Origin of the sequence: Pseudopedobacter saltans DSM 12145 (assembly GCF_000190735.1) — a bacterium.
Classification (GTDB): Bacteria; Bacteroidota; Bacteroidia; order Sphingobacteriales; family Sphingobacteriaceae; genus Pseudopedobacter; species Pseudopedobacter saltans.
Genome location: NC_015177.1, coordinates 1,096,140 through 1,112,752, shown reverse-complemented (window position 1 = coordinate 1,112,752; position 16,613 = coordinate 1,096,140). Strand labels below are relative to the sequence as shown.

The window sequence follows — 16,613 nt, the reverse complement described above, 5'->3', positions numbered from 1 at the left end:
TCGGAGCGGAGTCGAAGTTTTGTACTATTTAAAGCAAATTTCGACTCCCATTGCTGTTCTTGGCCTCTATCCATTTAGACATAAACTTTGTGGACGCCATGCTGTGATGATTCAACATCTGTCCTATAAAATTATGGTTTCTGTGTCTTACTAAGTCAGACTTTAATTTTGACAAGTGTACCAAAAAATAATTGGCGGCAGACTCATTGAAATTCTGATTGATAATCAGAACTCCCTGACGTACAGCTGAGTTCCAAATATGTAGATCCTGATATAATGTCGTAGCTTTTTCTGCAAAAGTTATTGCATCATCAGCTATAAAACCCGCCCACTCTAGACCCAGAGCCATAGATTCGGCACCAATTGAAGTTGTAACGCTTGGCGTTCCATTTCTCATAGCATCTACCAGTTTTCCTTTTAAACCAGCGCCAAAACGTAAGGGCGCCAAACACACTCTCGTAGCAGACATCACCTCATTAACGTCTTCCGCCCTGCCTTTTATCAAAAATCCTTGCTTAGCATTATTCAGCTCCCAAACTTTTTGGCTGGGATATGCTCCATAAACATGTAGTTCGGCTTTCGGCAATTTTGATTTGATTAAAGGCCATATTTCCTCTTTTAAATATAAAACCGCATTCCAATTAGGCTCATGCAGAAAATTACCTATACTTACAAAATGCTGCCTTTCCTCAAAGCTTTTACATTTAGAAATATCCTGGTCTTTTATTGAGGGTAGTAAAAAAGGCAGGTAGTATAACAAACTTAAATCAACATGAAATACTTCGTTAAGAATTTCCATTTCGGTCTGTGAAATCACTAAAGATAAATCGCAACGAAAAATACTGGCAATTTCCCTTTTTGCTATTTCTTCTTCCAGTAAATCATCTATTTTAAACGTTCTATTTTGTCTAAATGCTTTTTGCCTTGCATAACGGAGCGTATGCAGATCTTCAGTATCCAAAAGTTTCAGTGTATTGGGACAAGCTTCGCTCACCCGCCATCCATACTGTTCCTCAGTCATAAAGCGATCGAATACAACTAAATCAGGATTCAGTTTTTTCAAAAAATCATCGAAGGAAGAGCAGTTTAGTTTGATATTTTCTTTGTCAACACCAAAATCAGCCAAATTCACCATGAAATCGCTATCCGCTGCCGCACTTGCAAAAGTCACCTTGCTTCCTTCTTTTTTAAAAGACTGAATCAATTGCATCATTCTGCTTCCTGCTGCCGATGAATCCGGCTCGGGCCAAACAGTTCCTATAATTAATATATTTTGAAGATTTTCCATGTTTGTAAGCACAAAAAATGCGAAGCTAGGTTATTTTTTCGTTCAGCCTGAATTCTTCTCACTAATACATAACATAAAATATTGGATGAAAATTGTGAACTCTACGCTTTTATGAGATAGGTATTTATAGCTAGTCTTTAATATGGTCGTTTCAGAATAGCTTCTTTAATAACGGCATCTTTCAGATCAAAATCGGCATGTTCGTGCTTCTCATCTGCAAATTCATCAACATTTTGTATGGTAACAGTCTTTATGCTGCTTTTGAAAGGTTCTCTTTTTATTACCGGTTTTTCAGGATTATAATAATCTCCCATAGACCTATACTCCATTTTTTCGTAAACCAGTTCTTCTTTGCGTTCTTTATCTGCTATTTCCCTGCGGCTAAGCTTATAGTCTGGCTTTAAGTCTATAGCTTCTGTTTCTCTTTCTATAAGCGGCTCGCTTTTAACTTCCTGGGGAATATCGTATTCCTCCAGAGGTTTGCCGGGATTCCTTTTTTTAGCTTTTTCCTGTTCCTTTTTAAAGTTCTGATAACCTTGAAAAAGGAAATAAGCAATTACCGCAACTATATAAAACACATTTTCCACCTCTGCAAATTAATAAATTTAAATTAGTTTTGGGGAATAATTATTTGGGATATTCTGGACGTTACAGATGCAATTAAACAAATTAGAAATAAAGGGATTTAAAAGTTTTGGTGATAAGATAACCATCAATTTCAACGAAGGTGTTACCGCTATCGTGGGACCTAATGGTTGTGGGAAATCTAATGTTGTTGATGCCATACGCTGGGTTTTAGGCGAGCAAAGCACAAGGACATTACGTTCCGAAAAGATGGAAAACATTATTTTCAATGGAACAAAAGCACGTAAACCTGCCAACTTAGCCGAAGTTTCCCTAACATTTGACAATACAAAAAATGTGCTTCCTACAGAGTTTTCTCAGGTTACAATTACCAGAAAACTTTACCGTACAGGAGAATCAGAATATCGTTTAAATGATGTTCAATGTCGTCTTAAGGACATTACCGATCTGTTTTTAGATACCGGCGTTGGTTCCGACTCTTATTCGATTATAGAATTAAAAATGATCGATGAGATTATTGCGAACAAAGAAGGTTCCAGAAGGGCTTTATTTGAAGAAGCTTCCGGTATTTCTAAATATAAACTTCGTAAGAAGCAGACTTTCAATAAATTAAAAGACACCGAAACTGATTTAAGCCGTGTTGAAGACTTACTTTTCGAGATTGAAAGGAACCTAAAGACATTAGAAAATCAGGCAAAAAAGGCAGAACGTTATTATAAAATTAAGGAACAATATAAGGCGTTAAGTATTATCCTCACCTCCTTTAAAATTATTGGTTTCAGAGATTCTTTGGAAAATCTGGAAAACCAGGAAAAAGAACTGGGAGAACAAAGAACGAACATCCACACACAGACCGATAAACTGGATGCTGATATACAAAAACATAAGTTCAGCAATCTTACTAAAGAAAAAAATCTGTCAGTTCAGCAAAAGGCTACTAACGAGTTTATTGCAAAAATCAGGGCTTACGAAAGTGACAAAAAAATAAAAAACGAACAACTTAGGTTCCTTCAGGATAAAGAGCAGCGACTTGGTGCTGAACTCGAAAAGGACAAAAATCAGCTTAATCACGTTTTATATAACATTAAGCGGCTGAATGAGGATCGTATGCAGGAAGAGCAAACTTTGCAAACCGTGTCTTCTAACCTAAACTCGTTGAAAGAAGAAGTTGAAGAGTTAAGAATCCAGCAGCAGTCTTCTAAAGTTAGTCTTGATCAAAGTCAAAAAGAGGCTGCTCAGCTACAGAACAAACTTTATCAGACAGATAAAGATATCGAAATCCTAAAAATTCAACGTGATGCTCTGGAGCAGGAAAGTATTAGAAACGTAGAAGATACGGCTTCTAAGGAAACACAGCTTTCCGAGTTCAATAAGGTGGTTATTGAGTTGGAAAACAAGGTTGAAAGCAAGCAACATCAGCTTAGTCATCTTCAGAAACAGGAAGAAGAACTGAAAGAGCAGCTTGTGCTGCAGGAAGAAAGTTTAAATGAAGACAAAGAACATTTAAACAATTTAAGCCGACGTTTGGATGCGCGCCAAAATGAATATAACCTGACCAAAAGTATGGTTGACAATCTCGAAGGTTTTCCGGAGTCTATTCGTTTTCTTAAAAAGAGCACTCAATGGGCTAAAAAAGCTCCTCTCCTGTCGGATATCCTATTTTGTAGAGAAGAGTTCCGTGTGCCAATCGAAAATTACCTGGAGCCTTTAATGAATCACTATGTTGTAGAGAATTATGATGACGCTATCGATGCGATAAAGCTGCTGAATGATTCTTCCAGAGGAAAAGCGAACTTCTTTATATTAAGCAATATTGAAGAAAAGGGAGCTACGAGTATCGAAACTCCGGATGGAGCAGTTCCGGTAATTATGGTTACCGAAACGGATAAGAAATACAAAAATTTATTTAATCATTTGCTTCACAACGTCTTTTTAGTGAACGATGAAAGTGAAAAGGACTTAAACAATCAGTCTGTTAATTCGGGTATAACTTTCATTGGAAAATCCGGAAAATTTAGTAAAACTAAACACACACTTTCGGGGGGGTCTGTTGGTCTTTTTGAAGGAAAACGTATTGGAAGGGCAAAAAACCTAGAAAATCTAAGCAAGGAAATCAAAGATCTTGATGGCCAAATCAAGAAATTGAAAGCAAATATTGAAGAGAACAGTATCAAAATCGCCTCTTTAAAAGCTTCGACAAAAGCGCAGGAAATAGCGACCTTGTCAGGGGAAATTAACCTTTTGCAAAACGAATTGATTTCTGTAAAAACAAAACAGGAACAATACCAGTCTTTTATTACCAATAGCCAAAACAGGAAGCAGGATATTGAAAATAAGTTGCAGCATATCGCTTCTGAGCTATTAAAATTGGAGCCACTAATTTCAGAAATAAATACCCAAAAACAATTGCTTGCTGATAAGCTAATCGAACAGCAGGCCGGTTTTAATGAGATTAGTGAAATACTGACGATGCGCAGCTCTGCTTTTAATGCGGATAATATTAAATTTCATCAGCAACAGAATAAAGTAAGCAGCATTGATAAGGATTTGGAATATCGCGACTCGCTTAAAGAAAGTCTGGAAAGCCGGATTGCGATTAATAGTACGGAACTCGACGCAACAAAAGCCACGATTAAAGATACTCTGCAACATGTCGATCATAACGATGAAGACCTGATTGCGATGTACACTCAGAAAGAGGAAATGGAAAAGGCTTTGCAGGAGGCCGAAAAAGAATACTATTCTTTAAGAGGTTTGGTAAATGACCTTGAAACCGAACTGACAGAATTAAGGCGTAAAAAAGAAAATATCGATTTACTGAGTAACGAAATTAAAGACAAGAAAAATAATCTTAAAATAGAGCTTAACTCACTAAAAGAACGTTTATCTGTTGAGTTTAATCTGAATATAGAAGATTTGCTTGATAACGAAGTCCCGGAAGGCAGTACCGAAGATGATACTAAGGAAAAGGTAGACCGATTGAAAAAGCAGTTGGAAGACTTCGGGGCTATCAATTCTACTGCGATGGAAGCCTATAAGGAGATGGAAGAACGTTATAACTTCATCAAGGCGCAGAAAAAAGATCTGGTAGAAGCGAAAGAATCTTTATTGCAAACCATTAAAGAAATTGATGAAACAGCGAAAGATAAGTTTATGAACGCTTTCACTGGAGTACGCGAAAACTTTATGAGAGTATTTCGGTCCTTATTTAATGAAGAAGATAGTTGTGACTTAATTTTAAGTAATCCGGATAATCCTTTAGAATCCGATATAGACATTATAGCTCGTCCGAAGGGGAAGCGACCTTTATCTATCAATCAATTATCCGGAGGAGAAAAAACACTTACTGCGACGGCATTATTGTTTTCACTATATCTTTTAAAGCCTGCTCCATTCTGTATTTTCGACGAGGTTGATGCTCCTTTAGATGATACCAACATTGATAAATTCAATAATATCATCAGAAAATTCTCTAACGAATCTCAGTTCATTGTGGTATCACATAACAAACGTACTATTGCCAGTACCGATATTATTTACGGGGTTACCATGGTAGAACAAGGTGTTTCCAGAGTGGTAGCCGTGGATTTACGGGAGGTGGCTGCTTAAACTATGTTATCTGATAATCACTTGAAAATTAATGAGCCTTGTTTTTTTTTAAGAGGCTCATTAATCTTTTCGCATTATTTGCATAATATCTACAATTGGATTTCCTTAATAACACCAATTTCCTGCATAAAAACTGTATCATGAGAAACTACAATCAGGGTTCCCTGATAGGCTTTCAAAACAGCAGTCAAAAGATTGATATTTTGGAGATCGAGATTATTTGTAGGTTCATCCAATATAATTATATCTGGGCTTTTACTTCTGATATTCAAACAACATAACGACAAACGCATTCTCTCACCACCACTTAGCGAAACACATTTTTTATCCCAATCATTTTTATCAAATAGAAAATGGTTCAATCTGGTTTTAATTTCGTGGTCCTGCAATCCATTTATATTGAATTTTTCAGCCTGATCTAATACAGACAACTGATTTTCTATAATTGAATAGTCCTGATCTAAATAGGCATAATCTTGTATTTTGCTATCAATATTACCTCCATTTGGTTGGATAGCATTAACTACCATTTTCAGTAAAGTAGTTTTTCCTGAGCCGTTGGCACCCTTCAAAGCTATACGATCACCTGCTAAAATATCGAAACTCACAGGCTCCCTGAACAAGTCCTGCTCTCCTATTTTATAACTTATATTTCTGCCAGTAACCAAGATCTTTCCTTTAAAGAGCCCGGAATCCTGAAAATTAAATCGCATCTGGTCAAATTCCTGCACTCCAGACCGCAACCGACTCAACTCGGTGGATAAAGTATTTATTTTCTCTTCGTGTACACCTTTTAGTTTAGCACCACTACTTTCGGCCTTATTCCTCAACGTATTCATCATAATACGAGCCACACCTGCATCTTTTTGCTTTTGTTGCCCTCTAACATCCATTTTGTTTTTCCGTTCCACACTTTCTCTCTCCTTTTCTTTCGCCTGTTTAATAGTCTTCTCTTTACTCTTAATTTGATGATCCAACGCCTCAAGTTCCTTTTCTTTTTGAGATAAGTAAAAATCGTAGTTTCCACCATAAGTATTGATACCTTTGGGCGTCAATTCCAAAACCATATCTAAAAGATTTAGAAGAGTCCTGTCATGACTTACAACCAAAAGAGTTGCATTAACTGATTTAATATATTTATATAATTTCTCTCTAGACTCTGTATCCAAATGGTTACTGGGCTCATCCAGCAAAATTAAAGATGGACGATGTATCATCAAAGCTGCTAAAAACACTTTGGTTCTCTGTCCTCCGCTTAGATTTCCCAAATTCTGATTAAAAGCAATATCTGATAAATTCCAGTATCGGAGCGCTTCATTACAACGGTCTTCTATTGTCCAATCGTCATTTAAGCATTCCAGATTTTCATCAGACGCATTCCCTTTTAAAATTTCTTCGAAAGCATACAATTTATCTTCAACCTTTAGTGCCTCCGCTACTGTCAAATGGTTAAACTGACCATAAACCTGTGGTATAAAATAAACGTCATTTTTGTTTATAGAAACACTTCCTCCTGCAGGTGATATTTCCCCGGCAATAATTCTTAATAAGGTTGATTTTCCGACACCATTATTCCCAATAAGAGCAATCTTTTGCCTAGAATTTATAGTAAAATGAATGTTATCGAAAAGTAAATCCCTGTTAGGGTGTATATATGTAAGATTTTGTAATGTAATCATGATTAATTTCTATCGTAAAAAATAAAACAACCGGAACGCCTGAAGTTTACGTACCTGAATTATATTTTGGAAAAAATTATCTATTACATTTTCTAGAGTAGTTTTTGTTGACACAAAAGTAGAGGTTTTTACTGATTTTTAAAATATCCTGACTAAAAACTGTCTACGCCATACTCTTTTCTCCTAAGCCTTACTAACAATTTTTACCAGACTTAACAGGAATCATTATTTTTGTTTTATAGATATGTAAAGACGATGACACGGACAATAAAGCTGAAAACCTTTTTACCTTACACGCAAGATAAGGTTTGGAATGCGTTAACAGATTCTAATATGCTGGGTTCCTGGTTTATGCAGAACGATATAAAACCAGAACTGGGATACCATTTCACTTTTAGAATGAAACCTCAAAAAGGTTGGGATGGAATTACTCATTGTGAAATTATAGCTTTAGAACCCAAAAAACATCTGGCTTATACCTATCGTGGAGAAGCTACCGGAGAAAAAGCTCTTGCTTGCGCAGGAATACACTCTGGTACAGCAGACAATCTTACAAAAGGAATTTTTGCTCAACTCAATACTATATTGAGCTTCTCTTTAGAACCTGCCTGTGGTGGCACTTTGCTCAATATGGAGCATTCTGGCTATAAAGGCCTTAAACTGATTATCATCAGTTTTATTATGCAGATGGGATGGAAAAAGCAATTGAAAAAGAAACTTCCAATGCTTTTGGAACGATTGGAGAAAACAAGCTAACTTATAATAGCAGAAGAGTATAATATAAGGTTTATACTCTTCTGCTATTTCTATTCATCTTTTATAAAAGGGAAATTATAATCTACTTTTCGCTTAAAGCATTAAGTGCCAATTCATAAGATTTCAAACCAAAACCCGCAATCACACCTTTGCAATTTCTGGCAATCATACTATGATGCCTGAATGACTCTCTCGCATGTACATTAGAAATATGTACCTCAATTACAGGAACTTTAACAGCCGCTATTGCATCTGCAATAGCGATAGAAGTATGTGTATACGCACCTGCATTTAAGATGATCCCGTCAAAGTCAAAACCTACCTCGTGGATTTTATTAATGAGCTCTCCTTCTACATTACTTTGAAAATAATGCAGGTTTATCTCCGGGTACTTAGCTTTTAAATTAGAAAAATAGGTATCAAAACCTTCGCTTCCATAAATACCTGGTTCTCTTTTACCCAGTAAATTTAGATTTGGTCCGTTGATTATTTGTATATTCATCACCTCAAACTTATCATTTAATTTCGAAAAGATAAAGTGAATTGGTCGACAGAAAAAAAAGGATTCGAAAGCTACCTGAAATTGGAGCGCTCTCTTTCTCCAAACTCGGTAAACGCCTATGTAAATGATGTAGATAAATTGGTGCAGTTTCTGTCTGTTCAAAGCAATCCAAAGAGTCTGCTTAAAGTAAATACTCAGGATTTAAGAAATTTCATCAAATGGATAAATGAGTTTGGTTTGATAGCCTCTACTCAATCTAGGATTATCAGCGGAATAAAATCTTTCTATAAATACTTACTACTTGAAGATTTGATAGAACATGATCCGGCTGATATTATCGAAAGTCCAAAAATCAGAAGAAAATTGCCCGAGGTTCTAACTGTTCATGAAATCAATACTATGTTAGACGGCTTTGATTTGTCAAAACCAGAAAACATAAGGAACAAAGCCATGTTGGAAATTCTTTATAGCTCGGGATTACGTGTGAGTGAACTGACTAACCTAAAGCTGTCTGATTTATACAGGGAACTCGAATTTGTTAAGGTTGTGGGAAAAGGAAATAAGGAAAGACTGGTTCCTGTGGGATCATCTGCTTTAAAACATTTGGAAATCTATCTCGAAAACATTCGAAACAAGCTAAATATACAAAAAGGAAATGAAGATATTATTTTCCTGAACAAACGGGGTAGCAAACTTTCAAGAGTAATGGTCTTTATGATTATTAAGGATTTGGCAACGGCGGTAGGAATAAAAAAGAATATAAGTCCACATACGTTTAGACATTCCTTTGCCACACATTTGATTGAAGGCGGAGCAGATTTAAGAGCTATACAGGAAATGCTTGGACATGAAAGTATCACCACTACGGAAATATATACCCATCTGGATCGGGACTTTTTGAAACAGACTATTACTCAATTTCATCCAAGAAGTTGAGCTTTCAATATTCTGAAATTGCTATTAATATCTTTAATCAATAAGGTTTTAAAACCTCTTTTATGGATTAAGTCTTCTGTTTCTTTTGCCAGATACTGGTTAATCTCAAAATACAGAAAGCCTCCTTTATTCAATCTTTTCAAAGCAAAATCCGAAATCTTGTCATAAAAAATCAAAGGATCTTTATCTTTTACAAATAGTGCTAAATGAGGTTCAAAACTCAGAACATTACTATGCATTTCCTTCTTTTCACTTTCTCTAATGTATGGTGGATTACTTACAATAACATCAAAAAAAGGATATTTTTCTGCATCAAGATTTAGTGCGTCATCCAAATAAAAGTCAATATCTACTCCATTCATTAGTGCATTTTGTTTGGCTACTGTCAGTGCTTCTCTAGAAACATCTATAGCATAGACTATTGCTTCTGGAATACCTTTTTTTATTGATACAGATATACAAGCACTTCCGGTTCCAATATCTAAAACACTTACATTTTGATGTTTATGATATTTAACGATCTCGTGAACTAATTCTTCCGTTTCTGGTCTTGGGATAAGCACATGCTCATTCACTATAAATTTGTAACCGTAAAAATCTGCTTTACCAATAATCTGCTGAACTGGCTTTCCTACTTTTAAATCGTCTAAGATCTTTAAAAGTTCTTTTGCTTTATGTTCTTCAATATCAATTGTCGGATTCGGTTTTATAGCAAATAAATCCTCCAACAAATACTTTAAAATAATCTCTGCTTCATGTTCATCATAGACACCTTTAAGGCCCAGTTCAAATGCATTCTTTATATCCGAAAGCTTCATAATGCTACTAAAAGCACAAATTAAAGAAATTATGAGCACAAATGATTAAATTTGATACGTGACAAACGACTCAATTTTTATGCAAAGAGCTATAGACCTGGCTCTTTTAGGTGCAGGAAGTGTAAGCCCGAACCCTATGGTTGGTGCCGTTGTTGCTCATGATGGGCAGATTATAGGCGAAGGCTACCATAAAAAATATGGTGAATCACATGCCGAAGTTAATGCTATTCAAAACGTTATAGATAACTTTAAAAACGCCGATCATCTGCTAAAACAGTCTACTATATATGTAACGTTGGAGCCTTGTGCTCATTATGGAAAAACTCCTCCTTGTGCAGATCTCATTATAAAACATTGTATTCCAAGAATAGTTATAGGATGTCGGGATCCGTTTGATTCTGTAAATGGAAAAGGGATAGAGAAACTGCTGATCGCCGGTAAAGAGGTCATTACCGGAGTACTGGAAACAGAATGTCTTGAGCTGAACAGACGATTTTTCACCCAGATCCAAAAACAACGTCCATATGTTATCCTTAAATGGGCCCAAACTGCTAATGGCTTTTTTGCTCCTGAAAATCACCAGCAAAGATGGATTACCGGAAAGGAAAGTAAAATTCTGGTACATCAGTGGCGAGCAGAAGAAGATTGTATTTTAGTTGGTAAAAACACCGCTATAATAGATAATCCGCAACTAAACGTCAGATTGGTAAAGGGTAAAAATCCTAAAAGAGCAGTAATAGATAAAAATTTAGCTTTACCACCACATCTGAATCTATTAGATAATAAACAAGAGACATTTATTTTCAATGCTATAGAATCAAAAATTGTCGGTAAAAACAAATACATTTCCATAGAGGATTTCGATCACTTTTTACCACAATACATTCTCTATCAGCTATATTTACAAGACGTACAATCGGTAATTGTAGAAGGCGGGGTGACAACACTGCAATCATTTATAAAACACAATCTCTGGGACGAAGCACGCATATTTTATTCTGAAGATTATTGGGAAAATGGAATAAACGCGCCTACAATCAAGGGCAATCAAATCAGTACTGACAAAGTCGGATCGGACACATTAACTATTCTAAAACCTTAATATAATATATGGTCTATTTAATTATAGCAATTTTTTGTAGTGTTGTTGTAAGTGTAAATTTAAAATTATTAAAGCGGTATTATACAAATTCATTTCAGGCCATAGTATTCAACTATCCAACCGCACTCCTGCTTTCCCTCTTTTTATTCAGGCCCAATTTTCAGGAATTACCAAGCAATAATCAGTTGCTGATCTTTGGTTTGATGGCCCTGATGATGCTATCGCTATTTTACTTTATCAGTAAAAGTGTTCAAAGTTCGGGAATTGTGGTTACGGCTATCGGACAACGGCTTTCATTAATTATACCGGTGTTGGCTGCGTTTATCATATTTAACGAATCTATAAGCTGGCTTAAAATATTGGGATTGTTTTTAGGTTTCCTGGCTATTTACTTTTCGGTACCTAAAGCGAAATTTTCATCAGATAATATCAATTATTGGTACCCTTTTATAGTGTTTTTCGGTACGGGGGTGTTAGATATTTTCTTTAACATGATTACCCAGTTCTCGAATATAAATTTTACCACCTGTTTGTTCTATATATTCGCTATAGCAACGATAATGGGTGCAATCACACTGGTTTATTTAAAACTTGCTGGCAAACTAAAGTTTCAAATGAGAGCGCTATTTGCCGGTGTTGTATTAGGTTTTTTCAATTTTTCCTCTATTTACTTTTATATTAAAGCATTAGCAGTAGAGCCTGACAAACCCTCGATCATATTTTCTGCAATGGATATTGGCGTTATTGCATCCGGTTCTATAGTAGGCTTTTTTATGTTTAAAGAAAAGCTTAGTATGTTGAATAAAGTTGGAATTATTTTGGCAATTATAGCTATTTGTATTCTTACATTTGCCTGATGTTATTTGAAGACACCTATCGTACTATTGAAGATGCTTCAGAAGGAATTTTCAGAGATAAAGGAAGCAAATTTATAGCCTACGCTTATCCTTTAACAAATGAAGAACAGGTTAAGGATATTGTGTTCCAACTAAAGAAAGAACATCCAAAAGCCCGACACCATTGCTATGCGTGGAGATTAAGTCCGGATCGTAACATATTTAGGATAAACGACGATGGAGAACCTTCCGGAACCGCTGGCCGCCCCATTCTGAATACTCTTCTATCACAAGACGTAACAAATATTTTAGTCGTTGTAGTCAGATACTTTGGGGGAACATTATTAGGCGTACCAGGCTTAATTAATGCTTATAAAACAGCTACGGAAGAAGCTCTGGCTAATGCGAAAATAGTAGAAAAGACCGTAAACGATATCTATTCCCTGTCTTTTGACTATCTGCAAATGAACAACATAATGAGAATCATTAAAGAAGAAGAACTTAATCCCACTAATCAAACTTTCGATTTACAGTGTTCTATGGAGATTTCCATTCGAAAATCAGATTTGGATAAGGTTTTAGGAAAAATAGAAAAAATAGAAGGCATAAATATAAAATACATTAGAACGATATAACCAAAAACAGATGAACAAAATATCCGAAACCGACTTAATATTAAATCCCGATGGAAGCGTTTATCATTTGAACCTTTTACCAGAAGATATTGGAAATATCGTTTTTACAGTTGGTGATCCCGAACGTGTTAGCGAAGTTAGTAAACACTTCGATTTTATATCAGTAAAAAAATTTAACCGGGAATTTGTTACACATACAGGATATCTTAGAGATAAGAAAGTCTCAGTAATTTCTACAGGAATTGGTACCGACAATATTGATATTGTATTGAATGAACTTGATGCTCTGGTTAATATCGATTTGGAGAGTCGCACTGTAAAGAATGAACTGACTGTCTTACAGATTATCAGACTGGGCACTTCGGGAACAATAAGAGAAGATATTCCGGTCGGAACGATATTGGCATCAACACATGGTTTGGGTTTAGATTCTTTAATGAACTTTTATCACCGAAATTTAACTGGAGATGAACTGTTATTGGAGAATAATCTTAATAATTATTTTGAAAACGAAGATCTTGTTCCTTACATCACCGCCGGTAGCGGGAAACTGCTAGATAAACTTTGTTTCGACTTAGAGAAAGGAATTACTGTAAGCGCTCCTGGGTTTTATGCTCCGCAAGGTAGGGCTGTAAGAGCGGAAGGAAGTGTGCAAAACTTAATGAAAAAACTTAGTAATTATGAATTCGAAGGACACATAATTACTAATTTGGAAATGGAAACTGCCGGTATTTATGCTTTAGCCAATACCTTGGGACATAAAGCCGTTTCTGTTAATGCTATTGTTGCCAATAGATTAAAGAGTGAATTTGCCCCAAATGCTCAGCAGATTATTAACGAGATGATCGAAAAAATACTTTCAAGAATATAAGGTAAATGTTTGGAAGCACCTAAAGCTTTCTATCGTAGGCGTAAAAGGAATCTTCACAGAGCAATTTGATGGAGATTCTTTTTCCAACATCACTTCCCTTTATTATTCTACCTCCCTTTCAAAAACAATACGAACAAAAAGATCATATATTAATTTTTAGATTTGATGGCCAGAATTTCTACTTTTGTTTAAAAAATCGTTTATGAAATTATATATCGCGGCTGTAGCCCTGACTTTGTGCAGCACTTTGAATAGCTGCTCGTCTAATACCAATGCAAATGAAGGAAACAGATCGGAATCAAATGAAAAAAATGTTGTTGAATCTAAAAAAACATCTGATTCTCATTCCGAACAAGCTGTTCAAAAAAACCGAACTATAGCCGATGCGAAAACAATATTAGCAAGAAAGCAAGTTCCTGTACTTTGCTATCATCAAATTAGAGACTGGCGTGCTACAGACTCTAAAACAGCTAAAGATTATATTATCCCTCCTGCTGCTTTTAAAGCCCAGATAAAAATGCTTGCAGACAGCGGTTATACAACTATTCTTCCAGAGCAGTATTATAATTACCTCGCTTACGGCGATAAGTTACCGGCAAAACCCGTATTGATTACATTTGATGACACCGATTTGGACCAGCTTTTAGTTGGAGATAAAACTTTAAAGCAATATGGTTTTAAAGGTGCCTATTTTATGATGACCGTTGTAATTGGAAAACATGGGAAAGTCAATTATATGAATAAGGATGAAATAAAGCAAATCGCGAATAGAGGAAACACTGTTGGCCTACATACTTACGATCATCCAAATGTTAAGAAAATAGTAGGTGAAGACGAATGGAACAAACAGATTACTAAACCTAAGACTCTTTTAGAAGAAATCTCCGGACAGAAAGTAGAAGATTTTGCCTATCCATTCGGTTTATGGAATAAAGAAGCCATCAAAGCGTTAAAAGCAAGAGGTTTGAGATCTGCTTATATACTCGCAACATCCAGGGACGACGAAGATCCGCTTTATACAATCAGAAGGATTATAGCAAGTGGTTATTGGAGTCCTAAGGCTCTGCACAATGCAATGATAAGCTCATTTAAATAGTGAATTCAGGATGAAAGCTTAAACTAAAAAAAGCGAAGTTTATAACCAGACTTCGCTTTTTTGTATTCAACCAGTCTATAAACATAGATACCATGTTAAAACTGTGTATAAAAACAAAAAACGCTCTTAATTCATTATTAAAAGCGTTTTAAGTGCCCAGGAGCATAATAGACAAAACCCATATACTCAACTGAACCACAGATATTTATATTTTTTAACATGTAAAAATTTGAAAGCAACATCTACTTATTTGCAGAAACGTCACTATTCATTTTATAATTGATTTCCTCTGGAGATCCCTTATAAATTGCCCCGGTTAAGAAGTCGATACCAGTAAAAATAAATCCACCTAAAATAATATCGGCAATTAAATAGCCTGCCATCACACGTCTTTTTAAAGTAAATGTTTGTTCCTGTCCATTTGATTTTACTACTAAGGAATTTCCGTTTTTAAATTCGGTATTTCTTACTTTAATAGTATTGGGAGCTTCACCCATAAAATTACCGTTAACATATATCTCTGCTTTTTCTGGAGTCCCTTTTATAGAAAGTTCGCTCTTAGAACCGTGTAAAATGCTTGCGCAGCTTTGTAAAAATAGTGTGCCGCATATAGCAGCTACAAGTAAAGGTTTGTTCATACAATTATATTTAGTCTAGTATTTATGTTTATCAATTTCATTTTCAATTTGTCCAATAAATTCCTCTATGTATCCCCTTCCTATTCCCTGTAAATTTACGTTAATAAAACCTCCAGCTGTACCAACCTTTAAAGTTTTTCTGGTATAAAATAAATAGATGAAAATGCCTACTATAAAAACTACCAAAACAAAAATTAAGTCGTCATCATTGCTATATCCCTTCGTTGAGTTATCTATGCCAATAAAAAGCAGTAAAAGAGAACATATAACCAATGTGTAGTATATAATTTTTGGAAATCGTTTGACTCCGTAAGAAATGAAGCACACGTCCTTAACTCTTATCGACTGATAGTTGACGTTATCGTAATACATCAATCTCTTATTTGTTAAAATAAGTCTGTTCGAATCTATAGAATTTACTATTTCTTCATCTGGTAAATTTTTAATCATGTTTTATTCTTGATTAGGTTTATAATAGTTTGGTTTTGTTCTTTTATTATATCTAGTTTTTCGATAATTCTATCAGCAGTATTCTGGTATACTCCGGTTTCGTCCTCTAACGACTGATATTCTTTATTAACGGCTGACTGGTTTGTTTTGAAGAAATAATCAATAGGAACCTGTAAAACTTCGGAGATTTTTATCAGGGTTTTTATTTTCATGCTGCCATTGCTAAACATCTTATATAGTCCAGGCTCCGTCATATCAATTTCTATAACTAGCTCTTTCATAGTCTTACCTAGCTCTTTAAGACGCTTTTGAATATTTTCTTTTAGACCTACTAAAATTTTTTCCTCTTGATTTTCAATCATTTAAAATAAAAACTAAAAAAAAGTTATTCATAAATTTTTCATAGACTAAATAAAATATTAGTTTAGCTAAACAAAATTTTAGTCGTTAAATAGAAAATTTTTTAAAGCTATTAAAAAAACATGAAAAACTTTAAATACCGTATCAATGAACTATTAGAAGGCTTACCGGTCAGAGATCACGGTAAAGCCTTAAAGTGCATCCCTAAGGAGCTAAATGTTTCTTCGGCCACTTTTAATAACTACCGTAACATCCTTATAGACGAACCTCGAGACATTCCACACGAAAAGGTTATGATACTGGAGTGTATTTTTTCGGTAAACCGGGGCGAATTAGAAAATTTTAAAATCCAAATGCCCGATTTAAAAACACTTCTTATGCAAGATGATAAAACATGTGAAATAGAAACAGCTTTTGACAAAAATTTTTAATCATAAATCACACCCCCCGGA

Annotated in this window: 17 protein-coding genes; 9 read left to right on the top strand and 8 right to left on the bottom strand. The window is 35.1% G+C overall.

Annotation, left to right across the window (positions count from 1 at the left end; genetic code table 11):
• Positions 1-28: 28 nt before the first annotated feature.
• Complete coding sequence (locus PEDSA_RS04575) at positions 29-1,288, bottom strand: glycosyltransferase (RefSeq protein WP_013631986.1); 1,260 nt, start codon at positions 1,286-1,288, stop codon at positions 29-31.
• Between the two features lie 137 nt (positions 1,289-1,425).
• On the bottom strand, positions 1,426-1,875 hold the full coding sequence (locus tag PEDSA_RS04570; protein ID WP_013631985.1) for a hypothetical protein: 450 nt from the start codon (positions 1,873-1,875) through the stop codon (positions 1,426-1,428).
• 67 nt (positions 1,876-1,942) lie between these two features.
• Between PEDSA_RS04570 and smc the strand changes: the two genes are divergently transcribed.
• Positions 1,943-5,482: a chromosome segregation protein SMC gene (smc, locus tag PEDSA_RS04565; protein WP_013631984.1), complete on the top strand. Its 3,540-nt coding sequence runs from the start codon at positions 1,943-1,945 to the stop codon at positions 5,480-5,482.
• Positions 5,483-5,571: 89 nt separating this feature from the next.
• Here smc and abc-f read toward each other — a convergent pair whose 3' ends face one another.
• Positions 5,572-7,161, bottom strand: a complete 1,590-nt coding sequence (gene abc-f, locus PEDSA_RS04560) for a ribosomal protection-like ABC-F family protein (protein WP_013631983.1) — start codon at positions 7,159-7,161, stop codon at positions 5,572-5,574.
• Between the two features lie 255 nt (positions 7,162-7,416).
• On the opposite strand from abc-f, the gene PEDSA_RS04555 reads away from it, so the two are divergent.
• Positions 7,417-7,917 (top strand): SRPBCC family protein, encoded by a 501-nt coding sequence (locus tag PEDSA_RS04555; RefSeq protein WP_013631982.1) that lies wholly within the window; start codon positions 7,417-7,419, stop codon positions 7,915-7,917.
• 82 nt (positions 7,918-7,999) lie between these two features.
• On the opposite strand, the gene aroQ is transcribed toward PEDSA_RS04555, so the two are convergent.
• The gene (aroQ, locus tag PEDSA_RS04550) at positions 8,000-8,419 is read right to left on the bottom strand and encodes a type II 3-dehydroquinate dehydratase (protein WP_013631981.1); all 420 of its coding nucleotides are present in this window, start codon (positions 8,417-8,419) and stop codon (positions 8,000-8,002) included.
• A gap of 36 nt (positions 8,420-8,455) precedes the next feature.
• Between aroQ and xerD the strand changes: the two genes are divergently transcribed.
• Complete coding sequence (xerD, locus tag PEDSA_RS04545; protein ID WP_013631980.1) at positions 8,456-9,355, top strand: site-specific tyrosine recombinase XerD; 900 nt, start codon at positions 8,456-8,458, stop codon at positions 9,353-9,355.
• Here the strand turns inward: xerD and prmC are convergent.
• Positions 9,340-10,173, bottom strand: a complete 834-nt coding sequence (gene prmC / locus PEDSA_RS04540; protein ID WP_013631979.1) for a peptide chain release factor N(5)-glutamine methyltransferase — start codon at positions 10,171-10,173, stop codon at positions 9,340-9,342. The two genes, xerD and prmC, sit on opposite strands and share 16 nt — an antisense overlap.
• Positions 10,174-10,252: 79 nt before the next feature.
• Here prmC and ribD point away from each other — a divergent pair, with 79 nt between their 5' ends.
• The 5 genes from ribD to PEDSA_RS04515 all read left to right on the top strand — a co-directional run bounded on the left by ribD (position 10,253) and on the right by PEDSA_RS04515 (position 14,713).
• Positions 10,253-11,275, top strand: a complete 1,023-nt coding sequence (gene ribD / locus PEDSA_RS04535; RefSeq protein ID WP_041536972.1) for a bifunctional diaminohydroxyphosphoribosylaminopyrimidine deaminase/5-amino-6-(5-phosphoribosylamino)uracil reductase RibD — start codon at positions 10,253-10,255, stop codon at positions 11,273-11,275.
• Positions 11,276-11,283: 8 nt separating this feature from the next.
• Positions 11,284-12,132 carry an EamA family transporter gene (locus PEDSA_RS04530; RefSeq protein WP_013631977.1) on the top strand — a complete coding sequence of 283 codons (849 nt, stop codon included), beginning with the start codon at positions 11,284-11,286 and terminating at the stop codon, positions 12,130-12,132.
• Entirely contained in the window at positions 12,132-12,746 is a 615-nt protein-coding gene (locus PEDSA_RS04525) for an IMPACT family protein (RefSeq protein WP_013631976.1), read from the top strand. The genes PEDSA_RS04530 and PEDSA_RS04525 overlap by 1 nt, the downstream gene beginning before the upstream one ends.
• A gap of 10 nt (positions 12,747-12,756) precedes the next feature.
• Entirely contained in the window at positions 12,757-13,617 is an 861-nt protein-coding gene (locus PEDSA_RS04520; RefSeq protein WP_013631975.1) for a nucleoside phosphorylase, read from the top strand.
• A 202-nt stretch (positions 13,618-13,819) separates the two neighbouring features.
• Positions 13,820-14,713, top strand: coding sequence for a polysaccharide deacetylase family protein (locus tag PEDSA_RS04515; RefSeq protein ID WP_013631974.1), 894 nt, complete (start codon positions 13,820-13,822; stop codon positions 14,711-14,713).
• Positions 14,714-14,955: 242 nt separating this feature from the next.
• On the opposite strand, the gene PEDSA_RS04510 is transcribed toward PEDSA_RS04515, so the two are convergent.
• Genes PEDSA_RS04510 through PEDSA_RS04500 form a run of 3 tightly spaced genes read right to left on the bottom strand, consistent with a single transcriptional unit; the run spans position 14,956 to position 16,163 of the window.
• A complete protein-coding gene (locus PEDSA_RS04510; protein ID WP_013631973.1) occupies positions 14,956-15,351 on the bottom strand; it encodes a PEGA domain-containing protein in 396 nt (131 codons plus the stop codon).
• Between the two features lie 15 nt (positions 15,352-15,366).
• The gene (locus PEDSA_RS04505) at positions 15,367-15,801 is read right to left on the bottom strand and encodes a hypothetical protein (protein ID WP_013631972.1); all 435 of its coding nucleotides are present in this window, start codon (positions 15,799-15,801) and stop codon (positions 15,367-15,369) included.
• Positions 15,798-16,163, bottom strand: a complete 366-nt coding sequence (locus PEDSA_RS04500; RefSeq protein ID WP_013631971.1) for a helix-turn-helix domain-containing protein — start codon at positions 16,161-16,163, stop codon at positions 15,798-15,800. The genes PEDSA_RS04505 and PEDSA_RS04500 overlap by 4 nt, the downstream gene beginning before the upstream one ends.
• A gap of 120 nt (positions 16,164-16,283) precedes the next feature.
• Here PEDSA_RS04500 and PEDSA_RS04495 point away from each other — a divergent pair, with 120 nt between their 5' ends.
• Positions 16,284-16,592, top strand: a complete 309-nt coding sequence (locus PEDSA_RS04495) for a hypothetical protein (RefSeq protein WP_013631970.1) — start codon at positions 16,284-16,286, stop codon at positions 16,590-16,592.
• Positions 16,593-16,613 lie beyond the last annotated feature (21 nt).

Bases quoted from the DNA above. Each gene is read 5' to 3' on its own strand.
- PEDSA_RS04575 (WP_013631986.1), bottom strand. From the start codon at position 1,288: ATGGAAAATCTTCAAAATATATTAATTATAGGAACTGTTTGGCCCGAG.
- smc (WP_013631984.1), top strand. From the start codon at position 1,943: ATGCAATTAAACAAATTAGAAATAAAGGGATTTAAAAGTTTTGGTGAT.
- abc-f (WP_013631983.1), bottom strand. From the start codon at position 7,161: ATGATTACATTACAAAATCTTACATATATACACCCTAACAGGGATTTA.
- PEDSA_RS04555 (WP_013631982.1), top strand. From the start codon at position 7,417: ATGACACGGACAATAAAGCTGAAAACCTTTTTACCTTACACGCAAGAT.
- aroQ (WP_013631981.1), bottom strand. From the start codon at position 8,419: ATGAATATACAAATAATCAACGGACCAAATCTAAATTTACTGGGTAAA.
- prmC (WP_013631979.1), bottom strand. From the start codon at position 10,173: ATGAAGCTTTCGGATATAAAGAATGCATTTGAACTGGGCCTTAAAGGT.
- ribD (WP_041536972.1), top strand. From the start codon at position 10,253: ATGCAAAGAGCTATAGACCTGGCTCTTTTAGGTGCAGGAAGTGTAAGC.
- PEDSA_RS04530 (WP_013631977.1), top strand. From the start codon at position 11,284: ATGGTCTATTTAATTATAGCAATTTTTTGTAGTGTTGTTGTAAGTGTA.
- PEDSA_RS04525 (WP_013631976.1), top strand. From the start codon at position 12,132: ATGTTATTTGAAGACACCTATCGTACTATTGAAGATGCTTCAGAAGGA.
- PEDSA_RS04520 (WP_013631975.1), top strand. From the start codon at position 12,757: ATGAACAAAATATCCGAAACCGACTTAATATTAAATCCCGATGGAAGC.
- PEDSA_RS04515 (WP_013631974.1), top strand. From the start codon at position 13,820: ATGAAATTATATATCGCGGCTGTAGCCCTGACTTTGTGCAGCACTTTG.
- PEDSA_RS04510 (WP_013631973.1), bottom strand. From the start codon at position 15,351: ATGAACAAACCTTTACTTGTAGCTGCTATATGCGGCACACTATTTTTA.
- PEDSA_RS04505 (WP_013631972.1), bottom strand. From the start codon at position 15,801: ATGATTAAAAATTTACCAGATGAAGAAATAGTAAATTCTATAGATTCG.
- PEDSA_RS04500 (WP_013631971.1), bottom strand. From the start codon at position 16,163: ATGATTGAAAATCAAGAGGAAAAAATTTTAGTAGGTCTAAAAGAAAAT.
- PEDSA_RS04495 (WP_013631970.1), top strand. From the start codon at position 16,284: ATGAAAAACTTTAAATACCGTATCAATGAACTATTAGAAGGCTTACCG.